We start from the raw sequence: 23,428 nt of genomic DNA on the forward strand, positions 1-23,428 counted from the left end.
TTATTCTTCCTCTCCTTCCTTGCCGGTCAATTTCAGGAATACATCTTCCAGGCTTAACGTCTCCATCTCCATTTTTACGATCGGCAGCTTCTTATCTGCAAATTCAAAAAACAGAGCGTCCCGGATATCTTCTTTTCCGGTGGTCTCCGCCGTCACATCAAGCACTCCTTCATTTTCTCCGGTCACTTCATAAGAAGCGATGTATTCGGATTCTTCCAGCGCTTCCTCGATCCGATCTTTCTCTCCTTTGACAGAGAGGAGAATCCGGTTCTTATCTGCGAAATGTTCCGCCAGATGCTCCGGCGTATCTTCCGCAACCAGATGTCCCTGATCGATGATCAGCACGTAATCGCAGATGGCGTTTACCTCTGACAAAATATGAGAGCTCAGAATGATGGTATGTTTTTCCCCGAGTTTTTTGATCAGCGAACGAATCTCGATGATCTGATTGGGATCAAGTCCCACCGTCGGCTCGTCAAGAATCAAAAGCGGAGGATTGCCGATCAGTGCCTGGGCAAGTCCCACCCGCTGTTTATATCCTTTGGACAGATTTTTAATGAGACGCCCTTTCACATCGGTGATTCTGACTGCCTCTTCCACCTCGGCAACTGCTTCTTTTCTTTCCTTCTTTTTCCGGATTCCTTTCAGACTGCATACAAAGTCCAGATATTCGCTGACCGTCATCTCCTCATAAAGCGGCGGCATCTCCGGCAGATACCCAATGAGCTTTTTGGCCTTAAGGGGCTGCTCCAGCATATCATATTCTCCAATTTTTACGTTTCCGGACGTGGCGGAAATATATCCGGTCATGATATTCATGGTCGTGGATTTACCCGCGCCGTTGGGCCCGAGAAGCCCGACAATCTGTCCTTCTCCCACTGTAAAGCTGATTCCCTTTACAGCATGATGATTCCCGTAATCTTTCACCAGATTTGTTACTTCAATCATAATCTGCCTCCATTATTTTTTCGCGGCAGCAAAGCCGCGGTATATTGCTTCGTACATACTATGCAATATTTAAGATAATTCTGTGAACATTGTGCACTGTTCACATTTTTTTCACGATTTCCTTTCTTCTCTCTTAATAATATTAATTTTTTCTTCAATTATTTTTATAAAATTAACTCGATCTGCTCTTTTCGTTAAGAAACTGTTTTTCCGGGCATTATTTTCAATTATGAAGTTTCCACTTCCCGAAAAGTCATTTTACGTGCCTTTTCCTTAAAAAAATGAGGTTTTTCACCCATTTATGAAGGTTTTATTAAAAAAAATGTTGTTTTTCCCATGGTTTTTTATTGATAAGTCGAAAACAATATAGTATAATAAGGGACGTTGAAGAAAACAGAACAAGCAATTATGCATTTAAGGAGGATTAATTATGTCTTACGTTGATGACGTACTCGCAAAAGTAATCGAGAAGAATCCAAGTGAGCCGGAGTTTCATCAGGCTGTCACAGAGGTTTTCGAATCCATCCGTCCGATGATCGAAGCCAACGAAGAATTATACAAAAAAGAAGCCATTCTTGAAAGACTGACAGAACCGGAAAGAATGATCAAGTTCCGCGTTCCTTGGGTTGACGATAAAGGAAATGTACAGGTGAACATGGGTATCCGCGTTCAGTTCAACAGCGCCATCGGACCTTACAAGGGAGGTTTACGTTTCCACCCTTCCGTAAACCAGGGTATCATCAAGTTCCTGGGCTTTGAGCAGATCTTCAAGAACTCCCTGACCGGTCTTCCAATCGGCGGCGGCAAAGGTGGTTCTGATTTCGACCCGAAGGGCAAATCCGACCGTGAAGTTATGGCATTCTGCCAGAGCTTTATGACAGAGCTTTACAAACACATCGGACCTAACTGCGACGTACCAGCCGGTGATATCGGTGTAGGCGGAAGAGAGATCGGTTACTTATTCGGACAGTACAAGAGACTGACCACACGCTACGAAGGCGTGCTGACAGGTAAAGGTCTTACCTACGGCGGATCTCTTGCAAGAACCGAAGCTACAGGTTACGGTGTTGTATACATTGTTGAAGAATTATTAAAAGACCACGGTTCAGACTTAAAAGGCAAGACAGTCTGCGTATCCGGTGCCGGAAACGTTGCTATCTACGCCATCGAAAAAGCACATCAGTTAGGCGCAAAAGTTGTTACCTGTTCTGATTCCACAGGCTGGGTATACGATCCGGAAGGTATCGACGTTGACGCATTAAAAGAGATCAAAGAAGTGAACCGTGCCCGTCTGACAGAATACAAGAAATATCGTCCAAACAGCGAGTACCATGAAGGTCGCGGCGTATGGCAGATTAAATGTGACGTTGCTTTACCTTGCGCTACTCAGAACGAATTATTCACAGAGGACGCAGAACAGCTGGTAGCCAACGGATGTATCGCAGTTGCAGAGGGCGCTAACATGCCTACTACCATGGAAGCAACCAAATACCTGCAGGATCACGGCGTATACTTCATCCCTGGAAAAGCTTCCAACGCCGGCGGCGTAGCTGTATCCGCTCTGGAAATGTCCCAGAACAGCGAGAGATTAAGCTGGACTTTCGAAGATGTTGACGGAAGATTACAGGGCATCATGGCTAACATCTACCACAACATTTCTGACGCAGCAAAACGTTACAATGTAGAAGGCGACTACGTATCCGGTGCAAACCTTGCCGGTTTCGAAAAAGTCTTAAACGCTATGCTTGCACAGGGTGTCTGCTAATCACTGCATACATTTTGTATTTCAAAAAAATACTTGCCAAATTCGGCAAGGTACTATATAATAGCACCGACGCAAAGGAGTGTCCCATTGGGGATGCTCCTTTTTTGTTTTTGTGGTTTACCTGGAGATAAACTGCATAGATATATCATACATATTTTACTGCTTAAAATGCATTATTGCTGTTTTTCTACCGGAGGTTGATTTTTATGGATAAAATTGATAAAAAAATAATTTCACTATTGCAGGAAAATGCCAGATACCCTTTAAAGTATCTGGCTCAGAAGGTCTTCTTATCTTCTCCTGCCGTCTCCACCCGTATTGAACGGCTGGAAAAAAGCGGTATTATCACAGGCTACCACGCAACCGTTGATCCGGTAGCGCTTGGCTACCACATCACCGCATTCATCAATCTGACACTGGACCCGAAACAGAAGGATGAATTCTATCCTTTTGTCACTGACTGTCCAAATGTCCTTGAATGCAACTGCGTCACCGGAGTGTACTCCATCATGCTGAAAGTTGCTTTCCCAAGCACCATGGAGCTTGACACCTTCATCGGCCACCTGCAGCAGTACGGCAACACCCAGACGCAGATCGTCTTCTCCACCGCTGTACCGCCCCGCGGCATTCAGCTACCGCAGGAGGAAGAGGAGGAGGAAACCGCGCAGAACCAATAGCCTCTCGGAGCTGGCTGCGGCGTCCGCACTTGATCTTACAGATACAGCTCTTTTCCGCTGAAAATTTTTGCGGAGCGCGACGCATTTTCAATCAGACATATATTCTTTTTTTATGACTGTTTCCTTTTCCCATCGGGAAAGAAACGCACAGAATTCATCACTCCTGCGCAGAAAATCATACTCTTGGTTTTCTGCATTTTTCATTTCCTGAATCAAATTGCTCATGAGCATCTCTCCCATGGTGCCGGCACCTTTTCTGCTCTGCGCTCCGACACCTTCTCTGTCCTGCACTCCGGCCCTTCTCACAACCTGATCTCCGGATCTCTCCGCTTGTTTCCCGGCGCTGTTTTTTACCGGCAAATGGCGGTACAGTGCGGAATCAGGCACTGAGACATCCTCCATCTTTTGCATGGCGGCAAACATGCTCTCCAGGCTGACAAGACACTGCGATGCGTCCTCTTTCGCCATGGCCACCTGGAAATCAACGGCATATTCCTCGTACTCCCACAAATCATACAGGCGAATGGTCTGCTTTGCTGTCTGCGCCAGCATTTCCACATCCTCTTTCCTGTCTTCTTTCATCGCAATCTCCATCAGAGTAAGCAGGCCGCTGACCACACCGCTGATATCACTCATCATCTTTCTCTCGATAATCTGCGCCGCCTCTTCCGTCCTGCCCTCCGCCAGATACAGACCGGACTGGATCATCTTCTTATCATACAGCGTTTCATCAGGCAGTTCCTCAAGAAGCCGTTCCGCCTCCTCATATTCCCCTCTCTCCTTATGTTTGGAAACCAGCATGGACTTGGCATGATATTTTACCGCCGCATCCTTGCTGTTGCTGTTTGCGGCTCTTTTGTACATTTCCTCAATCTTCGGCAAGTACTGCTCCTGCATCCCGGCCCTGGCCGTCAGCAGCACAACCCCTTCCAGGGCCAGCGCTGCATTTAGCACCAGTTTGTCGCAGGAAGGATACTCCCTTATCTTCTCTTCTGCCAGAGCAAATGCATCGGCAATCCCCCTGCCTTCCTCCATGGCGACCATACATATCTCACCGGTAAACGCTCCGATCTCCTCATCGGTCAGATTTTCTTTAAACGACAACAGCGTATTCAAATCCGTCTCCAGCAGCCTTGCCAGCGCCGGCAGCAGCGTAATATCCGGATAAGACACAGCCTTTTCCCACTTATTGACCGCCGGGGCAGAGACTCCCAGATATGCCGCCATCTGCTCCTGGGTCATTCCCCTGGCTATCCTCTTCTCCCGGATGATTTCATTTATCTTCATCGTTTCCGCCCTCCTGCTTTATATTTACTTTATTATATAAAACAGCAGCGACACAGACAATTGAATTGTTATTACTTTGCGGGAAGAAAAGTTAACCGGAGGTTAAAAAAGGGACTTACATTTTTATAAGTCCCTATGCACGTAGACCGCATATAGATTTACAAACATATCATTTACTTGTGATACGGATGATGATTCAATATCCGATACCCCCGGTAGATCTGCTCATAAAGAATCATGGCGGTCATGGCCGTGTTCATGGTGAAATCTGAGAGATTCAGAATTTCTGTGTTTTCTGTTTTATCTTTATCTCCGCTGTCTTCTGTATCATCTATATCATCTGTATCATCTTTATGATATTTTGGGGTGCTGCCGCCTTCCATCCCGGCGAAGTGAGCAGCCGGGATAAAGAACTGTTTCTTTCCCTGCCCGGACATTTCCCACTGTCCGATGGTCTGGCTGAACGATTCGGAAGTTACGGAGTCCGGTCCCGGCTGGACCAGACAGACATTGCCGGCATCGGCGGCTTCCGCGAGAAGTTTTTCCCACTCTCTTTCTTTTTTGACAAAGCGGCAGGCAATTTTACAATAGCGGCTCAGACGCTTTTCATATTCCGCGATAGCTTTTTTATAAAAAGAGGCGGTTTTGACCTCCTCAAAAATGTAAATCTCGTATTTCATTGTTTTCACTCTTTATATAAGATTTGCAGGGAATATCCGGCTTTTGCACAGATCTTCCCTGCATTTTTATGTACGCTTTTACGTTATCTTATTTTGCTTTATTTCATGAAAATCAGTTCGTAATCACGGTTTCCAAGACCGATTTTTGCCGCATGATCGAGACATGTCTTGTACTCGGAATCCGGCGTGGTGTTTTCAAAATGATCGTGATGATCGCAGAATCCATCACTGTGCATCCGGTCAGACAGCTGGCTGTTTGGCAGCGGATCACATTTCAGACAGGCGTCCACGCAGGCCTGGTCAAGCGCCAGCGGGTCAAAGGATGCAAACATACCGATATTCGGCAAGATCGGCGCATCGTTTTCCGCATGACAGTCGCAGTTCGGAGATACATCCACAATCAGAGAAATGTGGAAATTCGGACGTCCGTCCACGACAGCCTTGGTGTATTCTGCCATCCGGCAGTTCAGTTCCTTGGTGGCCGCATCGTTGATAAATTCAATGGCGTCAAAGGTACATGCGCCAAGACATCTTCCGCATCCCACGCAGTTGTCGGTATTGACCGTCATCTTCTTTGTCTCTTCATTGAATTCCAGTCCATTGTTGGCACACTCTTTCTGGCAGCGGCGGCATCCCCGGCATGCTTCCGGATCAATGCTAGGCTTTCCGTTGGAGTGCTGCTCTTTCTTGCCGGCGCGGGAACCGCAGCCCATACCGATGTTTTTGATGGCTCCGCCGAAACCAGTCATCTCATGACCTTTAAAATGAGTCAGACTGATAAAGATGTCGGCATCCATCACAGCACGTCCGATTTTGGCGCTCTTTATGTATTCGCCGCCTTCCACAGGCACATCGATATCATCGGTGCCTTTCAGGCCGTCTCCGATGATCACCGGACATCCAACCGTAAGCGGTGTAAAACCATTTTCCCAGGCACACTGCAGATGTTCCAGAGCGTTTTTCCGGCTGCCCGGATATAAGGTATTGCAGTCGGTGAGGAATGGCAGTCCGCCCATTTCCTTTACCACATCAGCAACCGCTTTGGCGTAATTCGGACGAAGGAAACCCAGATTGCCCAGCTCGCCGAAGTGCATCTTGATGGCCACGAACTTCTGGTCCATATCAATGTCGCCGATACCAGCCTTTTTGATGAGTCTTTTTAATTTGGTCGGGAGACCTTCTCCCAGCTTCGTTCTGAAATCTGTGTAATATACTTTTGATTTTTCCATTTGATACTCCTTCATTCTAGTTTATCCTTTTCTGCCCTCTTATTATACTATCTTTTCCGGAAAAAGCACAACAGTAAAATACATTTACAAAAAGAAAAAGAGCTCCTATCTCAGGAACTCTGCTCTGACAGTCTGATATGAACATAAAAAAACGAACCAGAAGGGACTCGAACCCCCGACACACGGTTCCGGAAACCGTTGCTCTATCCAACTGAGCTACTGGTCCATGGAAGAAAACTTCCGGCATTTATAATACTATATTTTCGGATGATTTGCAAGGAATTTTTTCAAAAAAATAGAAAAAACAGAAAATTTCTCTTTTTGAGAAAAAATCCCCATTAATTTTACATTTTTTCTCCGGTTTTGTTGTTATAACCACCGATTTTTTCCCTTTTTATGGTATAATGCATCCGTTATCTTAAATTCAAGGAAAGAGGTGTTTACAATGAATCCAAGAAAAGCTGCGATTATCGGCTGTGGTTTTGTGGGCTCCGCCACAGCGTTTACTCTCATGCAGAGCCGTTTATTTTCTGAAATCGTTCTCATTGACGCCAACTATGATAAGGCTGACGGGGAAGCGCAAGATATCGCTCACGGCATTCCTTTTGCAGGACAGATGAAGATTTATGCCGGTGATTATAAAGATATTGCCGACGCCGGCATTGTGATCGTGACTGCCGGTGCCAACCAGCAGCCAAATGAGACCCGTCTTGATCTGGTACATAAAAATGTAGCTATTTACAAAAGTATTATCCCTCAGATCACGGAACAGGACTTCCAGGGAATCTTGCTGATCGTATCGAACCCTGTGGACATCCTCACGTACGTGGCTCTGAAACTCAGCGGCCTGCCGGAAAACCGGGTCATCGGCTCCGGAACAGTTCTTGACAGCGCCAGACTGAAATACGCGCTGGGCGAGCATCTGAGTGTGGACAGCCGCAGTGTCCATTCCTTTATCATCGGAGAACACGGTGACAGTGAGATCGCTGCATGGAGCAGCACCAACGTTTCCGGTATTCCGCTGGATACTTTCTGTGAGATGCGGGGACATTTCAACCACGAAGCGTCCATGAAGAGAATCGCTGAATCCGTAAAAAACAGCGCTTATGAAATTATCGCCAAGAAACGGGCGACTTACTACGGTATCGCCATGTCCGTAAAACGGATCTGCGAATGTATTGTAAGAAATGAGAAGTCTATCCTGCCGATTTCCGCCATGATGCACGGCGAATACGGCATTGAAGGGATTGCCCTCAGCATGCCGGCCATCGTAGGCTTTGACGGCATCGAGACACATGTTCCGATCTCCCTGAACGAGGAAGAGCAGAGACTTCTCCAGGAATCCGCAGAGACACTGAAAAGCGTGGCAGCGGAACTGGATCTGTAAAATCAGAAATAAGACCATTTCAGCGGTGTTTGTTCCGCTTCACAAAGAAAGGAGCCGCCTGTCAGCATAATAGCATTTTCTGTGCAGTCTCGCGTTCCCCATGGGAAAGCACGGATGCAGTCACCGGAAATCATGCTGATATGGCAGCTCCTTTTTATGGATGCACATTTGTTGTGTATACAAATATCACAGTCTTTTCATAACCCCCTGTTTTACCAGACAGACTGTTTAAAATAATAATAAATGTAAGGTATTTCTTCGTTACGGTGTAACTGTAACTCCTTCCGGATAAATGGTCGCAAAATCGTCTTTCATAGAAATGACATTCCATCCGTATCCTTCAAAGGTTTCTCTGGAAGACTGTGCCTTTTCAGGATTGCCATGTTCTCTTTCCGTGTCATCGTTGACCAGTAAAAATGCTTCACTCCGATAAGGATTATCCACAGTGACATATTCCGCCATACTGATATCTCCGGAGCTGTTTCCGAAAGCGAGAACCGGCTGCGTGCCGATTTCCTGAGCGATCAGGGAAACTTTATTCATCTTTACATTTTTGATCAACAGCTGATCGCCACGGATAACCTTGTCCGTTTCCTGGAATACATAATCCAGACCATCCGTATCTCCCTGTCCGGAAGCAATCAGATTTACATCCATACCAATGACCTGTCTTTCCGGAATGTCCAAAACGCCCTCAATAGCTGCGCGGACAGCCAGACGGTCTGTTCCGCTGACAATATACACGATAAAGTCATTATCCTGCAGGTAGCTGACAACTTCTTTCATAGGAAGATAAAAAGCGTCTTTTCTCTGGAGTCCGCTGAAACCTTCGGCCGGGCTGTCAAGGAAATTGCGCACATAATCACAATATTCATCTACTGTCATGCCCGCATACGCCTGAGCAGCGAGGGTCGCATGTTTCTTTTCCAGCTCATCAGAAATAACACCGGTTTCTCCTGCTTCCAGTATTTCTTCTGCAGTTTCTCTGATTTCTTTCGGAGCATCATAGTCCGGATCATTCAACGCACGTTCTGCAAACATCTGCCAGTCAAAATAAATTGGAAATGTCTCGCAGAAAAGAGTACCGTCCAGATCAAATACAGCGATCCGGTCTTCCTCCGGTATATAATTCTCAGAAGATTCATCGGTCACGTCCGCAACATAATCTTTCAACTCTGACAATACCGCAGAATCCTGATTCCAATAAGTAAAGGTACCAGTGCTTCTATCATCCGCCGCAGTTGTACTTTCCGGTGTGCCAGACGTATTTTCTGAACCCGAAGTATTTGTGCATCCAAAGGTTAACATAGAGCATACGAGCATAAGTACCAGCAGCAATGACATAGCTGATTTTCTTTTTTTCATAAGTTGTCCCTCCTCCTTTATTGATTTACGTAAGCTTTACACAAACCTTACATTTATTACATGGGTACAGTATAACAATATTTTACGTAAATATCAACTTGATTTTAACTTTTTATATGCATATTATACAAGGAACAACTTATACAAAACTCATTTCCATTTTCCACGGAAAAGACTGCTGGAACCGGAATAAGAATTGGCATCAGCCTTCCATCCCATGTAACTTTCCAACATATCCGCCTTTTTGTTGTACTTGTAGCTGAGTTTTTCTCCTCTGCTGTTTTTCAATTTGATCAGGTAGCCGCCTTTGACTTTTTTACAGCCGCAGATCTTCATTTTGCCAATGCACTGCCCGGTACTCCGGTCATAAACCTTCATTTTTGTCCGGGAAAACTTCCGGTCCGTGCCGCCAGAAGAGACGTTGGTCCACCATCCCTTTATCTGGCGGTACACTTTTTTACTGAGCCGGAAAGACTTTTTCTTTGCCAGTGTCTCCACCTTCACAGAAGCCGGACTGATTTCCCGGGCATTGAGAACCGGAAGCGGCAGAGAAACCGCAAGCAGCAAAGAAAATATCACCGCAGATATCCATCGTTTTTTCTTCATAGGGACCCTCCTTATAGTATGATAGCATTATTATACTATAGGCGGATACCGAAGGAAAGCGGCATTTTCCGTCCGGACATATAATCTTCAAATTCCGGTGAATTTTGACGGAGTCTCGCGACGCATTTCTTGATGCACTCCACCGCACGGTCCATCTCCTCCATGGTATTCTGATATCCGATGGTCAGCCGGAGGGTTCCATGGGCGATATTGTCCGGTAATCCCATGGCCTTTAACACGTGGGACGGCTCCTTCGATCCTGTGCTGCAGGCGGAACCGGCGGCAGCGCAGATCCCCTCTTCATCCAGAAGTACTAAAAGAGCCGCCCCTTCGATAAACTGAAAACTGATATTACAGTTTCCGGCCAGACGATATCGCAGGCTGCCGTTGAGCCGGGCAAACGGCACCTCATTCAACAGTCTCCGGATCAGATAATCCCGCATGGCAGCTGTCTTTTTTTCCCGCTCCGCCATCTTCGTATGGGCCAGACGGGCGGCCATACCTAATCCCACAATCCCGGGCACATTTTCCGTGCCGGCCCTTTTTCCTCTTTCCTGTCCTCCTCCGTGTATAAAGGGCGGCAGATCCACGCCTTTTCTCACATAGAGGAACCCGATTCCTTTCGGCCCGTTACACTTATGCCCGCTGGCGCTCATCATATCAATGCCCAATCTCTTTACCGGCAGCGGAAGATGCCCGTAAGCCTGCACCGCGTCTGTGTGAAATAAAATATGATGGCGCCGGGCAATCTTTCCAATCTCCCTGACCGGCTGTATGGTTCCCACCTCGTTGTTGGCGGTCATGACAGAAATCAGCACGGTATCCGGCCGGATGGCTTTTTCCAGCTCTCTCACAGAAATCTGACCCATTTCGTTGACCCTGAGATAGGTCACCTCACAGCCTTCTTCTTCCAGCGCCCGGCAGGTATGCAGCACTGCGTGATGCTCGATCTGTGTGGTGATGATATGGCAGCACCGGCGGCCGCCGGTGCCAAAGTCTTTTCTTTTTTTCGCGGCTTCGACCGCCGATTTAATGGCCCAGTTGTCGGATTCTGTCCCTCCGGAAGTAAAATAAATTTCTTCCGTCTCACATCCCAGCGTGGCTGCGATGGTTTTCCTTGCCGCTTCCATCGCCTCTTCCGCCTCCACCGCCAGCTGATACAGTCCCGATGGATTACCATATTGTTCTTTCAGATAGGGGAGCATTGCCTCCCTCACCTCCGGTCTCACCGGCGTTGTGGCTGCATGATCCAGATAAATCCCAGGCATGATTACACCGACCTTTCTTCTTTTTATTCTAAGCTGTCTGTCCGGCTCATATATTGAAAAGAAACCACTCGCAGGTGTTTCTATGTCCTATAAAAAAACCATATTTACCGGAACCCTGATCCTCACTCTATCCGGATTTCTTTCCAGAATTCTGGGTTTCTATAACAGAATATTCCTCTCCAACCTGATTGGTGCAAAAGAATTGGGTGTTTATCAGCTGATTTTTCCTGTATACATGCTCTGCTTTACATTGGTCTGCCATGGATTTGAGACAGGGATCTCCAATCTGACTTCCCGCTTTTATGCCACAGGCGAAAAGAAAAACATCCACCGCCTGATCCGCCTGACCTGCACACTGGCTTTTCTTCTGTCCCTCATACTTCTGTCCATCCTTTATGAGAGCGCCGGATATCTGAGCACGCATCTGCTGCATGAAGCTTCCGCCGCTCCCGCCCTTCGCATTGCCGCTCTCTCCCTGCCTTTTGTGGCCGTCAAGTCCTGTCTTCACGGCTATTATATTGGCTTAAACCGCTCCAGCGTTCCTGCCGCCAGTCAGCTGGTGGAACAATGCGCCCGGGTGGGCAGTATTTATCTCCTCTCGATCTCCGTTTATCTGTTCACCGCAGATGCGCGCATTGCCGCCTGGGGTATGGTCATCGGAGAAATTGCTTCCACTGTCTACACTGTGCTTGCCTATGCGTATACCAACCTTTTCGGAGAACGTCCGGTCCGCAGACGCTTTTCACGGCATCCTGCCAACATCCGCCCAAACCATTCTCCGGAACCATCCATGCCGTTTTCCGTCATGGTGCGGGAATTTTTCTCCTTCAGTATTCCTCTGACCATCAATCATTTTTCTCTGACCATCATCAGCAGTCTGGAAAATATGCTGATTCCGTTCATGCTTGTTTCTTACCTGGGCAGTCAGACCCGGGCTCTGGAATGTTACGGAACTCTCACGGGAATGGCACTGCCTTTTTTATTTTTTCCGGCAACTATCGTCAATTCCCTGTCCGTCATGCTGCTGCCCGCCATTTCTTACTCTTATAAACAGAAAAAAATGATGCAGATCAGAAGCACCATTTCAAAAAGTCTTCATTACTGCATCATTATAGGAATCTTCAGCACCTTTGGATTTCTCATTTACGGAAATACCCTCGGCAATATCGTCTTTGGCAGCGAGGAGGCCGGACACTATGTCTATATGTTTGCCATCCTCTGCCCGTTCATGTATACGGCGCAGACCATTTCCAGCATTTTAAACGGATTCGGAAGCACCAGGCAGACTCTCTACCACAATCTGCTGGGCATGGGGATGCGAATCCTGTTTATCCTTACCATGATACCATCTTTTGGCATTCAGGGATATCTGTACGGCCTCCTGGCCGGTTACAGCGTACAGATTCTTCTGGATCTGTTCTGCATATTTAAAGTGACATCCTTTCCGTTTTCTGTGGAAAAAACGCTGCTGCTGCCTGCCGCTCTGGCTCTGGCCGGGAGCTGGCTGTCCGACCGGCTTTATCACCATCTGCTGCTGACCGGCGGTCTGCATCCGTTCTTCATGCTGGTGATCAGCGGTCTGTTTTACTGCGCATTCTTCCTCACGCTGCAGCTGACCGTAGAACACTGTTCTGCCTGAGGAGTGCTGCTCCGTCTGAGGAGTGCTGCACAGCCGGCCCCTCTCACTTTTTCAGTATGAATACGGGAGCTTACGGGAGCTAAGCGAACGCATCCGCGATCTGCTCACAAAGGATCATCCGCATCATCTGATGAGGAAATGTCATGGCAGAAAAACTCAGTTTCTCGTCCGCCCGCCGCACCACAGCGCCGGACAGTCCCAGCGAACCTCCGATGACAAACACCAGAGAACCGGAGATAAGGCGGGCGCGCTTCTGCATGCGCTCCCGCCATACATCGGAAGGATATTGTCTGCCGTCAATACAGAGGGCGATCACATAATCTTCCTCTCTGATCTTCTCCAGAAGCTTTCTCCCTTCCGTCTCCCTGATCCGAAGTTCTTCCGCCTCCGAAGCCCGGTCCGGCGTCGCCTCGTCATCACATTCCACAATAGACACCGGATACTTTTTATTGATCTGACCGGCAAAAAATGCAATGCCGTCACGAAAATACTTCTCTTTTACCTTTCCCACACAGAGAATCTTGATATCTTTCATGGCCGCAGACTAATCATCCCTTCTTCCAAACAGCAGAACCAGACGCAGGAGCTGGAGAATGGTTGATGCCGCTGCTGCCACATAGGTGAGGGCCGCCGCGCTCAAAACCTTTCTTGCTCCCCGCAGTTCATCTTCATAGAGCATGTGGGAATCTCCCAGAATCCGGAGAGCCCGGGAGGAAGCGTCAAACTCCACCGGAAGTGTCACCAGCTGGAAGACCACCGTCAGGGAAAACAGCACAATTCCCAGAGTGATCAGAAAATGATTAAAACTCAAAAGCACACCGATAATGATCAGCGGCCACGACAGCGCCGAACCGAAATTTACCACCGGGACGATGGCTCCACGGATCCGGAGAGGCGCATAATCTCTCGCATCCTGAATAGCATGGCCGCACTCGTGGGCCGCCACACCGATGGCTGCCACCGAAGTGGAACGCCAGGTGGCGTCCGATAAATGAAGCACCTTGCTTCTCGGGTCATAGTTATCCGTCAGATGTCCGGAAATATGTTCAATCCGCACATTATAAATACCAGCGCCGTGAAGAATCTGCTGCGCCGCCTCCGCCGCCGTGACGCCGGAGTGGCTTCTCACTCTCTCAAACTTCGCATAGGTGCTTTTTACCCTCGCGGAAGCAATGAGGCAAATCACCACGCCGATGATCACAAGAAAATAGGTCGGGTCCCAGAAAAATCCACCCAGACCGTATCCATAATACATAGTGATACCACCTTTCCAATTATTGCAGGAGTCTCCTCCTTATGCAGGATCTGTATGTTCATACTCTCTGATATGCACTGACTATCTCTTATTATGCATATACAACAACAAAATACACATACAAATATTGTGAACTGTCCATTGTCCAAAGTCTTCGGGACAGCGATAGTCTTATTCCCAGTGTCCGGTTATTATACTGTCAAATTATGTTTAAATTGTGTCTGAAATATCAACGCACCTTACACATCCAGCTTCTTCACAGCCTCAATGATCAATTCTTCTGTCACTTTATATGGATAATGTTCCACATCTTCGTCCTCAGTCATGGCATGGGCGCAGGCTGCCACCTGTTCCACTGTGACATCAATATCGGACAGCTTCGTCGGAAGTCCGACGGTCTTGTTAAATTCCATGAGTTCTCTGCACTCCTCTTCTCTTCCGTCCATGACGAGCAGAAGAAGAACACCGAAGCTCACCACAACACCGTGAAGATGATTCTCGTCAAATCCCGGCAGATTACAAAGACCATAGAAGAAGGCATGTGCCACGCCGCCGTTATAATCCATGGTATGATCCCTTGCCACCAACATGGACACCCATCCTGTGGTGATGATGATGGCCAGCGCCGCCTGCTCCAGATCATAGGAGGCGATGCCTGCCTTATTATCAGAAAGGGCCTGGGCGCCATGAGCCACCAGCGTCTCCATGCACATACGGCTCATATTGACGCCGAGAGCCATATAATGCGGCAGATCCTCGCCCCGGGCGGAAATGCTCACCTCATAATATTTGGCATAAGTATCACCGATACCGGCCCAGAGATATTCTTCCGGCGCCCGGGCAATGATGTCTGTATCAATGAATACATGCTTTGCCGCATCCAGAAAATGTACAAAATCTGCAAAAGAACCATCTTCTTTATAGACAATGGATACCGCAGACGCCGCCGCGCAGTTGGATGCGATGGTCGGAAAAGCAAAATACGGTTTCTTTAAATCGATGCTGACCAGTTTCGCTGTATCAATGGCCTTGCCGCCGCCCACAGCAAAGATCATATCGGCCTCTTTAACCGCGTCCATGGCTTCCAGCCGCCGGGCCGCCTCAAACGTACATTCCTTTCCAAACAAAAGAAAAGACAAAATCTCAATCTCTGTGCCTTCCACAGCCGCCAGCAGCTTCTCTCTGGAAGCCCCCATGGCTTTTTCTCCACCGATGACCACTGCCTTTGTGCCGTACAGGCGTGTATATTCCGCTATGCTGTCATATGCCTTCGGTCCCACAGTATAAGGAACCGGCAATATTGTATAATTCTCCATGATGTACTCCTTTTTGCTGTATATTTTCCTGCCAGTGATATCATCTCTGTTCTGCAGACACAGGCTGCATCCTCCGATATCACATGCAGGATTCTCTTCGTATTATAAACAAACTCCTTCTGTTCGTCAACGCAGAGGAGACGCTTCTTTTCTTACTATCTTGATTTCTCCGCCCGTCTGATTTTTCTGCCTTTCACCGGACATTTTTCTGTGCAATCTTGTGACATCGCTTCTTCCGTGCTAAAATAATTACGGTTCCGCCATATACCGGAACCACAGCATCAAGAAAGGAGACATCAGCATGATCAACAAATATTACACATCCATGCTGTCTGAAAAAGACATCATTTTTGAGATATTTCAGTATTCACAGGAAAAAGCAAAGATTGTGGGTGCGGAAAACATTTATGATTTCAGCCTGGGCAATCCTTCTGTTCCGGCACCGCCAAGTGTCAACGACACCATCATAAAAAATGTACGGGAACTTGACGCCCTCTCTCTTCACGGCTACAGCCCGGGAATGGGTATCCCGGAAGCAAGGGCCTCCATCGCGGAGAGCTTAAATCAGAAATATGGCTGTCATTATCAGCCGGAAAACATTTTTATGGCCATCGGAGCCGCCGGCGCTCTGGCGCACGCTTTCCGGGCCGTCAATAATCCGGGAGATGAAGTGTTGACCTTTGCCCCATGTTTTTCCGAATATAAGCCTTACACGGCCGGAGCTTCTCTGAAATTGTCCATCGTGCCGGCGGACATCGACAGCTTTCAGATTAATTTTGAGGCTTTCGAGCAGATGCTCACCCCGTCCGTGACATCGGTGCTCATCAATTCCCCGAACAATCCTTCCGGAATTGTATATTCCACTGAGACCATCAAACGGCTTGCCGACATCCTTACCGCCAAATCTGAGGAGTCCGGTCATCCGATCTACCTGATCTCCGACGAGCCGTACCGGGATATTGTCTTTACAGGAACAGACAGCCCATACATCGCCAACTATTACAAAAACACACTGACCTGCTATTCTTTCAGCAAGTCTCTCTCCCTGCCGGGCGAGCGAATCGGTTATCTGGCTGTGAACCCGGAATGTGAGGGAGCAGAAAATATCATAGCTGTCTGCCCGCAGATCTCGAGGACCATCGGTCAGAACGGTCCGGCTTCCCTCATGCAGAGAACCATCATTGATGTGTGCGGGGACACCGCCGACCTGTCCGTCTACGAGGAGAATAAAAAGATTCTCTATGACGCCCTTCTCTCCTACGGCTACTCCTGCGTGGAACCGGGCGGTACCTTCTACATGTTCCCGCGTTCCCTGGAACCGGATTCCTATGCATTCTGCGAGAAAGCAAAGGAGAAAAACCTGATGCTGGTGCCAGGCGACATCTTCGGCTGCCCGGGCCACTTCCGGATTGCCTACTGTGTGCCGACAGAGCGCATACAAAAGGCTCTGCCTGTCTTTAAAGAACTGGCAGAAGAATATATAAAATAAAACTTCCGGACAAGACCTACGGTACTGTACGCCGTCCGGAAGTTTCAGGATTACATGTTCAAGGAAGAATCCTGAAAGAAAAAATCAACCGGAACAAAAAAGTTCCGGTTGATGCTTTATACAGCGTACTGCTGTCATCTTTATCCTGTCATAACATTTTACTGTTCAAAATATCTCTCCAGGAACTGCCTGGTCCGCTCTTCTTTCGGATGTTCAAATACCTGTTCCGGGCTTCCGTATTCCGCTACCATTCCCTTATCGAGGAACAATACCTTATCAGAAACATCACGGGCAAACTGCATTTCATGGGTGACAATGACCATGGTTGTCTTTTTGTCTGCCAATCCGCGGATCACTTTTAACACCTCGCCGGTAAGCTCCGGGTCCAGGGCGGACGTCGGCTCGTCAAAGCAGAGAATGTCCGGCTGCAGCATCAGAGCTCTGGCAATGGCAACACGCTGCTGCTGGCCGCCGGAAAGCTGATGCGGATAGTAGTCCATTTTCTCCTGAAGGCCGACACTGGCAAGCAGTGCCTCCCCCTCTGTCCTGATCTCATCAAGAATCTGCTTTTTATTGGCTTTAAAATCCGGACGCTCCTTGGCCATGAGCTCTTTCGCCAGCGTACAGTTCTTTAATACCGTATACTGTGGAAAAAGGTTAAAAGACTGAAACACAAGACCAAAATGCAGACGATTCTTCCGGATCTCTGCCTCGCTCAATGTGCGGGCGTCCGCTCCGTCAAAAACAACTTTATCATTGACGCGAATCTGTCCGCTGGTCGGTCTCTCCAGAAAATTAAGACAGCGCAGCAGGGTAGTCTTACCGCTTCCGGATGCGCCGATCATGGCAAGAGATTCTCCCTTTTCCAGAGAAAAGTCAATGCCTTTTAATACTTCCAGACTTCCAAAATTCTTTTTCAGATTATTTACTTCTAATATCGCCATGTCTGCGCCTCCTTATACTCTGAAATAATCCATCTTTCTCTCAATCCAGCCAAACAGCAGGGAGAGGATGCCGACAAACACAAGGAAATACACAGCTGTGGAGAACAGCGGCCAGATAAGACCCATTTTAGTAAATCTCTCCGCGCTCATGATAATCTCACCGATACCGATGACACGGGCCAAAGCTGTATCCTTTGTGAGCGTGATGATCTCGTTGCTCATCGGCGGCACAATGCGCTTGATGACCTGCAAAAGCACAACCTTAAAGAAAATCTGTGTTCTTGTCATACCCAGTACTTTGCCGGCCTCATACTGTCCCACAGAAATACTCTCGATCCCCCCTCGGTAAATCTCCGAAAAATAGGCGGCATAATTGATCACAAACGCAATCACAGCCGCGGTAAAACGGGATGACATAGGGATGCCGAAAAGCAGTCCCGGCGCGTACAATACCACGAAAAGCTGAAGCATCAGAGGCGTTCCTCTGATCACCCAGATAAATACCTTCGTAATCCATTTCAAAGGCTTAAACTTGGACATGGAACAAAATGTAATGATCAATCCCAGCGGAAGAGCCAGAAGCAGCGTCACCACAAACAATTCCAGGTTTAACAAAAATCCACTGGTCAGCGACTCGATCGGATTAGCTCCCAACATAGCGTATCTCTCCTTTTTTATGTATTCCGGGTTCTTTGCCCGGTGTCCAAAACTGACTCCAGTCAGCGACTGTGCAATTCCGGTATTTTCACAACAAGAATCCGGCTTTCCACTCTCCCGCCGCCATGCGGGATGCCGGAAATCCGGATTCAATTATTAGTTATATGATTATTTCTACTTGCTGTTATTCATTTATTCTGCCGCTGCAGTTGCTGCTTCTGCCGCAGTATCACCGGTAGCCGCTTCCGGTGCGGCTTCTGTGGATGCCTGGGTATCCTTCTCGATCAGAAGATCGGAAAGATTATATTTTGCAGCCAGTTCGGCAACGGTACCATCTGCATAAAGCTGATCAATGGCATCGCTTACATGCTGCTCCAGATCGCTTCCCTTACGGAAACCGATGACGTATTCCTGAAGACCAAAGTTATTGTCCACATTGATGACCATATCAGAATAGTCGGTGTCAGGGCCGACCATACCATATGCAGCCACACTGTCAACCAGAGCCACATCTGCTGTTCCTGCTTTTACTTCCATCAAAGCCTTCGCCATGGAATCAGAAGCTACATAATTGGCATTGGCAAAGTATTCTTTTGCGGATACTTCTACGGTATCATCGTCGGCGATCGTTCCCAGCAGCTTTCCTTCACCGGTGGAACCTTTCTCCGCTGTAACGGTCAGTCCGTCCACGCTCTTCATAATCTCATCTTCTCGGTCAGCCTTCATGACCATGGCCTGTGTATTATACAGATACGGTTCAGAGAGAGTCATGGTCTCCTGTCTCTCCGCCGTGCTGCACATACCGTTCCAGATACAATCAATGTTCTTGGAATTCAACTCGATCTCCTTGGAATCCCAGTTAATTTCCACGAAATTGATATCAATGCCGAGCTTCTCGCCCACAGCCTGTGCCAGCTCCGTATCAAAACCAACAAAATTATTGTTCTCATCATAATAGTTCATCGGTGCGAATAAGGTCATACCGATGGTCATCTCACCCTTAGCGCTGACATCTTCCCAGTCAGACTCTGCAGCAGCCTGAGTGCCGCCCTCTGCGGAACCTTCTCCGCCTCCATTGGAACTACCACATCCTGCCAGAGAAGTAACACACATAGCAGAAAACAACGCCATGGCAATAAATTTCTTCATAACTTAGTTCTCCTTCTACATTTCATTTCTTTTTTTGATTCAAAGGTTTATCAATCTACTCTAGTAAAGTATTATAGTCGAAAGGAAGGGAAAAAGCAAGGGTTAATTATGAGAATTGTTTTTCGCATGGATTGTCCAAAATCGCATTCAACATATTATTTTGAACAATCCCTGCCCTAAGCAAGATAAATTCAAACGATTCCGGCATCCACATGGAAATTCTTTTATCCATGTTCTGCTCCGCAAATTCCAGACAATCTTCTACCATAGAACCAAATGCTGCACCATCTGCAATCACAAACATATCTTTTGTGGTTTGTTCTTTCATCACATTTATAATATTTGAATTGCCTCCTGCGCTGATAACTTCACTTTTTTCAAATAAAGCAGAATAAAACGTAAATCCTGAGTTACTGTCTTCTGTCACGACTAACGACATTTTATTATTGTTTATATTTGGAAAATTGCTGTACAGCTCTTCAAAATCACAAAGGACCTGGCGCATATCTGCCTGTTTTTTTCTTGTTTTGATTTCATATATTTCATGAATGCTATAAGGCAGCATTTTTAACGGCGCTCTGCTCACAAACACAAAATAATTTCCGGAAGCTAAAGCATATTCTGCAAATTCCTGAGAAAAAATAAAATTATTATTTTCTTCAACAAAAATTATCGTTTTTTTTAACGGTTCAAACATTTCCTTCCAGCTTCTGCCCGGCACATCCCGAAGATAGACATAATATTTTGCATTGGTGGAAACTATAAAACCGGATTCTCTGCCATTCAGCAAATATTCATACATCATATTTAGTAACGTGGTTTTCCCCGATGCACTGTCTCCTTTAATAATGGTAATATTTCTTTTTATTTCAAACCGGAATATAACCTTTTTGCTCCGCACCTCAAATTTATATCTTCCCTTCATTGACCATTTCCTCCGCTTTCAACAGCTCATTTACATATTCTTTGCCATTATGAACGATTTTTCCTGTATTCATAATCATAATTTCGAACTCTCCGGTAAATCTGAGTATGTGCTGAAGATATACAGTCAAATCCTTTTTCTCGGCTATTTTCAAAATCCATTTTGCACAATTATTGCCGCAATTTGACATATTATAAACAAAAGAATCGTCTTTCAGCATGAGAATCAGGACTTTCACTCCGCCGGAAAGCTCCTTTGGCGTAATCGCTCCAAGTACGGGACTTTCGATAATATGCGGGCTGATCACTTTAGAGCTGTCAACATCTAAAATCATTTCTTTGACAAAATTGTCTTCCAGCCATTCGTCTTCATATACATTATTAAAATATGCCGGCGCATCTTTCATATACTCCACACCGCCATAATACCAGATTTTTAACATTTTCTTCCCTCCCAACATTTTTCACTGATATATTTATATTATAATTCCAACTCCATGGAGAACACCTCTACTCCATTTTCTTTTTTAAATTTTTTCTTTATTTTAAAACCACAGGCAGCATATACACTTTTAGCGCGGGCATTTTTGACTCTGACATTCAGATTCATTTTTGTCCGGTCAAAAAGAGTCTTCGGAACGGAAACAGCACCGTTCCATTTTTCCGGACCGGATATGCCTTTTCGATACGGATAAGTACTTCATCGGCAAAAGCCTGCATCTCCTTCTCATTCAACCGGCTTTGATATGGCGTAAATGCAGCTCCCCTCAAAAAGTCCAGAATCTGCTCATGATTTTGCATGATATGGCAGTAGTCTGTCACCCACATATGAACTTTAGTGGTGTGCTCCGCAAATATATCATAATAGTGCGCGGCAGTATGAGTGATAAATTTATCTTCTTCAATACCAGCGAATCGTTCTTCCCATATTTTTTCCACCTCTAGAATGCACTTGCTGGCCGGCATTTCGTCAAACAGCGGAATCTGCACTGCCAGCACTCCGCCTTCTTCTAACATGGAAAATGTCTGTCCGATAAAATCTTCCTGATTGGGTATCCATTGCAAAAATGCATTGGAAAATATCAGGTCGAATGTTCCCAGATCCGCCAGTGATTTACTGCAGTCTCTTCTTATAAATTGTACCTGCGGCAGGATTTTTCGGGCCTTTTGCAACATTTCTTCTGATAAATCCACACCGGTTACTTCAGCATCCTCCCACGTGGAAAGAACCGCCGCTGTACTCATGCCGCTCCCGCAGCCCACGTCCAGGATTCTTTTGAACTTTTTATCTTTTAAACGGGCTGCCAGATCAATGGACGGCTGCATCCGCTCTTTTCCAAAACTGTCATAAATCTCTGCATTCCACATGAATGTTTCCTTCTTTCTTTTTCTCAGTCTACAATAGTTATAACATCTTCTCCATCCGGACACAGTCAAAGGTGTCGCCGTGGATAATCTGTCCATCGCAGATTTCATAACCGAGCTTTTCATAGAAGCCTACGGCCACATCCCGGCTCTCTAGAACCGATTTTTGATACCCCATCTCACGGGCCCAGTTTTCTGCCTCAGTTACCGCCATCCCTCCAAGCCCTTTCTTCCTGTATTCCGGCAGAACCACAACCCGTCCAAGCATCACAGAAGGAAACACTTCCCCGGAAATCTCATAGAGCCGGCAGGTCGCCACCGGAAATGCATCGTCCAGCAGCACGATATATTTGGCATCCGGGCTGTCATGCTCATCGAACTCTTCCCGGAGCGTGATGTGATACTGCCTGGCCATAGCCTGGATGCGCACATAGTAGGCGCCGGCCTGCTGCCAGAGTTCTTCTGCTCTTAACACATGTATTTCCATCTTTATATCTCCGTTTCTTATCTTAAAAATCTTAAAAATTTCTTTTTTGCAATTTTTGTTTTCTGCCCTTTATCTGGCCTGATTTCTCCTCCCTAATCTTTTTTACGTTCAGATCCGGCATCTGAAAAAATTCAATTTTTTCTCTCAGATCTTTGCAGATCCATTTTCACAAGCCCCACCGCCAGCAGTCCCAGGAGCAGCACCGCATCCACCAGAAGAACCGTCACAATATTTTCTGCCAGTCCAAACACAAACAACACGTTAAAAACTTCTGTCGACAGAGCAACAAAACACAGGGAGTTACTCAGATATTCTGAGATAATCTTCCCGTAAATATTGTTCATCTGCACTTTTACATACAGATACGGCCGGAGAAAATAGCGAATCACAACACAGATTACCGGATACGCAAAGATACACTCCTTCCGCGCCAGAGTACTCGCAATGCCAAGCTTCCACTGTACTGGAATCTGTGGAGGCAGTTTGCTGTAAAATAAGATACCCACAAGCAGGCACAGAACAGTCAGCGCCATCCACGTCTGGAAACTGCCCCACAGCCAGAGGAAACTGACGGTATCCAGACGAAATACCGGCTGATTCTGCTCCCAGTAATCTTCCAGCTCACCGGTGTACCGCTCCACCTCCATGGTCTCGTAAGTAAGCTCCCGGTCGTGGAGCATTTGTTCACAGAGGGCTTTAGCCCTGTCCAAATCGTCCATCTGCATTGCCAGCCGTTCACTCTGCCTCTCCAGAATCTCAGTGAGAGACTCCTTCCCCTGGATTACATTTCGGATATCCTCAATGGATATCCCCAGCGTGCGCAGGTACGCGATTTTTTTGAGATTCTCCACATCACTTTTTGAATAATCCCGGTAGCCGTTTCGCTCGTTTCTTGATGGCTGGATCAGCTTTTCTTTTTCATAAAACCGAACATTGGAGCGGGCCAGGCCCGTCCGCTCCTCCACTTCTTTTATGGTCATATTTCCGCCTC

The 23,428-nt window shown here is 46.9% G+C and carries 24 protein-coding genes and 1 tRNA gene; 5 read left to right on the forward strand and 20 right to left on the reverse strand.

The window, feature by feature from the left end; translation table 11 throughout:
- Entirely contained in the window at positions 1–948 is a 948-nt protein-coding gene (locus B5E53_RS03190; protein ID WP_087312585.1) for an ABC transporter ATP-binding protein, read from the reverse strand.
- A 430-nt stretch (positions 949–1,378) separates the two neighbouring features.
- Here B5E53_RS03190 and gdhA point away from each other — a divergent pair, with 430 nt between their 5' ends.
- Both gdhA and B5E53_RS03200 read left to right on the forward strand, forming a co-directional pair.
- Entirely contained in the window at positions 1,379–2,713 is a 1,335-nt protein-coding gene (gene gdhA / locus B5E53_RS03195) for an NADP-specific glutamate dehydrogenase (protein ID WP_087312586.1), read from the forward strand.
- A 206-nt stretch (positions 2,714–2,919) separates the two neighbouring features.
- Entirely contained in the window at positions 2,920–3,390 is a 471-nt protein-coding gene (locus tag B5E53_RS03200; RefSeq protein ID WP_087312587.1) for an Lrp/AsnC family transcriptional regulator, read from the forward strand.
- A gap of 87 nt (positions 3,391–3,477) precedes the next feature.
- On the opposite strand, the gene B5E53_RS03205 is transcribed toward B5E53_RS03200, so the two are convergent.
- The 4 genes from B5E53_RS03205 to B5E53_RS03220 form a co-directional block, all read right to left on the reverse strand.
- Positions 3,478–4,677: a helix-turn-helix transcriptional regulator gene (locus tag B5E53_RS03205; RefSeq protein WP_087312588.1), complete on the reverse strand. Its 1,200-nt coding sequence runs from the start codon at positions 4,675–4,677 to the stop codon at positions 3,478–3,480.
- 173 nt (positions 4,678–4,850) lie between these two features.
- A complete protein-coding gene (locus B5E53_RS03210; RefSeq protein ID WP_087312589.1) occupies positions 4,851–5,357 on the reverse strand; it encodes a 23S rRNA (pseudouridine(1915)-N(3))-methyltransferase RlmH in 507 nt (168 codons plus the stop codon).
- 98 nt (positions 5,358–5,455) lie between these two features.
- A complete protein-coding gene (locus B5E53_RS03215; RefSeq protein WP_087312590.1) occupies positions 5,456–6,586 on the reverse strand; it encodes a DUF362 domain-containing protein in 1,131 nt (376 codons plus the stop codon).
- Positions 6,587–6,738: 152 nt separating this feature from the next.
- Positions 6,739–6,812, reverse strand: a tRNA-Arg gene (locus tag B5E53_RS03220).
- 219 nt (positions 6,813–7,031) lie between these two features.
- Here B5E53_RS03220 and B5E53_RS03225 point away from each other — a divergent pair.
- The gene (locus B5E53_RS03225) at positions 7,032–7,973 is read left to right on the forward strand and encodes an L-lactate dehydrogenase (RefSeq protein ID WP_087312591.1); all 942 of its coding nucleotides are present in this window, start codon (positions 7,032–7,034) and stop codon (positions 7,971–7,973) included.
- A gap of 261 nt (positions 7,974–8,234) precedes the next feature.
- Here the strand turns inward: B5E53_RS03225 and B5E53_RS03230 are convergent, their stop codons facing one another.
- The 3 genes from B5E53_RS03230 to nifS all read right to left on the reverse strand — a co-directional run bounded on the left by B5E53_RS03230 (position 8,235) and on the right by nifS (position 11,215).
- Positions 8,235–9,338, reverse strand: coding sequence for an HAD family hydrolase (locus B5E53_RS03230; RefSeq protein WP_087312592.1), 1,104 nt, complete (start codon positions 9,336–9,338; stop codon positions 8,235–8,237).
- Between the two features lie 150 nt (positions 9,339–9,488).
- Complete coding sequence (locus B5E53_RS03235) at positions 9,489–9,944, reverse strand: hypothetical protein (RefSeq protein ID WP_087312593.1); 456 nt, start codon at positions 9,942–9,944, stop codon at positions 9,489–9,491.
- 35 nt (positions 9,945–9,979) lie between these two features.
- Positions 9,980–11,215, reverse strand: coding sequence for a cysteine desulfurase NifS (nifS, locus tag B5E53_RS03240; RefSeq protein ID WP_087312594.1), 1,236 nt, complete (start codon positions 11,213–11,215; stop codon positions 9,980–9,982).
- A 79-nt stretch (positions 11,216–11,294) separates the two neighbouring features.
- Between nifS and B5E53_RS03245 the strand changes: the two genes are divergently transcribed.
- Positions 11,295–12,851 (forward strand): polysaccharide biosynthesis protein, encoded by a 1,557-nt coding sequence (locus B5E53_RS03245; RefSeq protein ID WP_162611770.1) that lies wholly within the window; start codon positions 11,295–11,297, stop codon positions 12,849–12,851.
- A gap of 79 nt (positions 12,852–12,930) precedes the next feature.
- Here the strand turns inward: B5E53_RS03245 and B5E53_RS03250 are convergent, their stop codons facing one another.
- The 3 genes from B5E53_RS03250 to B5E53_RS03260 form a co-directional block, all read right to left on the reverse strand.
- Positions 12,931–13,386, reverse strand: coding sequence for a 23S rRNA (pseudouridine(1915)-N(3))-methyltransferase RlmH (locus B5E53_RS03250; protein WP_087312596.1), 456 nt, complete (start codon positions 13,384–13,386; stop codon positions 12,931–12,933).
- A 9-nt stretch (positions 13,387–13,395) separates the two neighbouring features.
- A complete protein-coding gene (locus B5E53_RS03255) occupies positions 13,396–14,106 on the reverse strand; it encodes a zinc metallopeptidase (RefSeq protein ID WP_087312597.1) in 711 nt (236 codons plus the stop codon).
- Between the two features lie 239 nt (positions 14,107–14,345).
- Entirely contained in the window at positions 14,346–15,422 is a 1,077-nt protein-coding gene (locus B5E53_RS03260; protein WP_087312598.1) for an iron-containing alcohol dehydrogenase family protein, read from the reverse strand.
- Positions 15,423–15,723: 301 nt separating this feature from the next.
- Here B5E53_RS03260 and B5E53_RS03265 point away from each other — a divergent pair, with 301 nt between their 5' ends.
- Complete coding sequence (locus B5E53_RS03265) at positions 15,724–16,911, forward strand: pyridoxal phosphate-dependent aminotransferase (protein WP_087312599.1); 1,188 nt, start codon at positions 15,724–15,726, stop codon at positions 16,909–16,911.
- Between the two features lie 158 nt (positions 16,912–17,069).
- Here the strand turns inward: B5E53_RS03265 and B5E53_RS03270 are convergent, their stop codons facing one another.
- The 9 genes from B5E53_RS03270 to B5E53_RS03305 form a co-directional block, all read right to left on the reverse strand.
- Positions 17,070–17,855: an amino acid ABC transporter ATP-binding protein gene (locus B5E53_RS03270; RefSeq protein ID WP_087312600.1), complete on the reverse strand. Its 786-nt coding sequence runs from the start codon at positions 17,853–17,855 to the stop codon at positions 17,070–17,072.
- Between the two features lie 12 nt (positions 17,856–17,867).
- Positions 17,868–18,512, reverse strand: a complete 645-nt coding sequence (locus B5E53_RS03275) for an amino acid ABC transporter permease (protein ID WP_087312638.1) — start codon at positions 18,510–18,512, stop codon at positions 17,868–17,870.
- Positions 18,513–18,704: 192 nt separating this feature from the next.
- Entirely contained in the window at positions 18,705–19,661 is a 957-nt protein-coding gene (locus B5E53_RS03280; RefSeq protein ID WP_087312601.1) for a transporter substrate-binding domain-containing protein, read from the reverse strand.
- A gap of 106 nt (positions 19,662–19,767) precedes the next feature.
- Complete coding sequence (locus B5E53_RS03285; RefSeq protein WP_087312602.1) at positions 19,768–20,586, reverse strand: hypothetical protein; 819 nt, start codon at positions 20,584–20,586, stop codon at positions 19,768–19,770.
- Positions 20,570–21,028, reverse strand: coding sequence for a DUF4869 domain-containing protein (locus B5E53_RS03290; protein WP_087312603.1), 459 nt, complete (start codon positions 21,026–21,028; stop codon positions 20,570–20,572). The genes B5E53_RS03285 and B5E53_RS03290 overlap by 17 nt, the downstream gene beginning before the upstream one ends.
- 38 nt (positions 21,029–21,066) lie before the next feature.
- Positions 21,067–21,195: a hypothetical protein gene (locus B5E53_RS19920; RefSeq protein ID WP_275532662.1), complete on the reverse strand. Its 129-nt coding sequence runs from the start codon at positions 21,193–21,195 to the stop codon at positions 21,067–21,069.
- Positions 21,192–21,953: a methyltransferase domain-containing protein gene (locus B5E53_RS03295; protein WP_162611771.1), complete on the reverse strand. Its 762-nt coding sequence runs from the start codon at positions 21,951–21,953 to the stop codon at positions 21,192–21,194. Before B5E53_RS03295 ends, B5E53_RS19920 begins: the two co-directional genes overlap by 4 nt.
- Positions 21,954–21,990: 37 nt before the next feature.
- Entirely contained in the window at positions 21,991–22,437 is a 447-nt protein-coding gene (locus tag B5E53_RS03300) for a GNAT family N-acetyltransferase (RefSeq protein ID WP_087312605.1), read from the reverse strand.
- Positions 22,438–22,568: 131 nt separating this feature from the next.
- Entirely contained in the window at positions 22,569–23,417 is an 849-nt protein-coding gene (locus tag B5E53_RS03305; protein ID WP_087312606.1) for a MerR family transcriptional regulator, read from the reverse strand.
- Positions 23,418–23,428 lie beyond the last annotated feature (11 nt).

This window comes from Eubacterium sp. An11, assembly GCF_002161065.1.
Lineage (GTDB): Bacteria > Bacillota > Clostridia > Lachnospirales > Lachnospiraceae > Anaerobutyricum > Anaerobutyricum faecale.

What these genes read in the sequence shown, in the direction of transcription:
- B5E53_RS03270 (WP_087312600.1), bottom strand. Translation starts at nt 17,855, where the DNA reads ATGGCGATATTAGAAGTAAATAATCTGAAAAAGAATTTTGGAAGTCTG.
- B5E53_RS03285 (WP_087312602.1), bottom strand. Translation starts at nt 20,586, where the DNA reads ATGAAGGGAAGATATAAATTTGAGGTGCGGAGCAAAAAGGTTATATTC.
- B5E53_RS03205 (WP_087312588.1), bottom strand. Translation starts at nt 4,677, where the DNA reads ATGAAGATAAATGAAATCATCCGGGAGAAGAGGATAGCCAGGGGAATG.
- B5E53_RS03280 (WP_087312601.1), bottom strand. Translation starts at nt 19,661, where the DNA reads ATGAAGAAATTTATTGCCATGGCGTTGTTTTCTGCTATGTGTGTTACT.
- B5E53_RS03190 (WP_087312585.1), bottom strand. Translation starts at nt 948, where the DNA reads ATGATTGAAGTAACAAATCTGGTGAAAGATTACGGGAATCATCATGCT.
- B5E53_RS03260 (WP_087312598.1), bottom strand. Translation starts at nt 15,422, where the DNA reads ATGGAGAATTATACAATATTGCCGGTTCCTTATACTGTGGGACCGAAG.
- B5E53_RS03235 (WP_087312593.1), bottom strand. Translation starts at nt 9,944, where the DNA reads ATGAAGAAAAAACGATGGATATCTGCGGTGATATTTTCTTTGCTGCTT.
- B5E53_RS03275 (WP_087312638.1), bottom strand. Translation starts at nt 18,512, where the DNA reads ATGTTGGGAGCTAATCCGATCGAGTCGCTGACCAGTGGATTTTTGTTA.
- B5E53_RS03295 (WP_162611771.1), bottom strand. Translation starts at nt 21,953, where the DNA reads ATGTGGAATGCAGAGATTTATGACAGTTTTGGAAAAGAGCGGATGCAG.
- B5E53_RS03200 (WP_087312587.1), top strand. Translation starts at nt 2,920, where the DNA reads ATGGATAAAATTGATAAAAAAATAATTTCACTATTGCAGGAAAATGCC.
- B5E53_RS03230 (WP_087312592.1), bottom strand. Translation starts at nt 9,338, where the DNA reads ATGAAAAAAAGAAAATCAGCTATGTCATTGCTGCTGGTACTTATGCTC.
- B5E53_RS03245 (WP_162611770.1), top strand. Translation starts at nt 11,295, where the DNA reads ATGTCCTATAAAAAAACCATATTTACCGGAACCCTGATCCTCACTCTA.
- gdhA (WP_087312586.1), top strand. Translation starts at nt 1,379, where the DNA reads ATGTCTTACGTTGATGACGTACTCGCAAAAGTAATCGAGAAGAATCCA.
- B5E53_RS03265 (WP_087312599.1), top strand. Translation starts at nt 15,724, where the DNA reads ATGATCAACAAATATTACACATCCATGCTGTCTGAAAAAGACATCATT.
- B5E53_RS03215 (WP_087312590.1), bottom strand. Translation starts at nt 6,586, where the DNA reads ATGGAAAAATCAAAAGTATATTACACAGATTTCAGAACGAAGCTGGGA.
- B5E53_RS03255 (WP_087312597.1), bottom strand. Translation starts at nt 14,106, where the DNA reads ATGTATTATGGATACGGTCTGGGTGGATTTTTCTGGGACCCGACCTAT.
- B5E53_RS03300 (WP_087312605.1), bottom strand. Translation starts at nt 22,437, where the DNA reads ATGGAAATACATGTGTTAAGAGCAGAAGAACTCTGGCAGCAGGCCGGC.
- B5E53_RS03210 (WP_087312589.1), bottom strand. Translation starts at nt 5,357, where the DNA reads ATGAAATACGAGATTTACATTTTTGAGGAGGTCAAAACCGCCTCTTTT.
- B5E53_RS19920 (WP_275532662.1), bottom strand. Translation starts at nt 21,195, where the DNA reads ATGAATCTGAATGTCAGAGTCAAAAATGCCCGCGCTAAAAGTGTATAT.
- B5E53_RS03290 (WP_087312603.1), bottom strand. Translation starts at nt 21,028, where the DNA reads ATGTTAAAAATCTGGTATTATGGCGGTGTGGAGTATATGAAAGATGCG.
- B5E53_RS03305 (WP_087312606.1), bottom strand. Translation starts at nt 23,417, where the DNA reads ATGACCATAAAAGAAGTGGAGGAGCGGACGGGCCTGGCCCGCTCCAAT.
- B5E53_RS03225 (WP_087312591.1), top strand. Translation starts at nt 7,032, where the DNA reads ATGAATCCAAGAAAAGCTGCGATTATCGGCTGTGGTTTTGTGGGCTCC.
- B5E53_RS03250 (WP_087312596.1), bottom strand. Translation starts at nt 13,386, where the DNA reads ATGAAAGATATCAAGATTCTCTGTGTGGGAAAGGTAAAAGAGAAGTAT.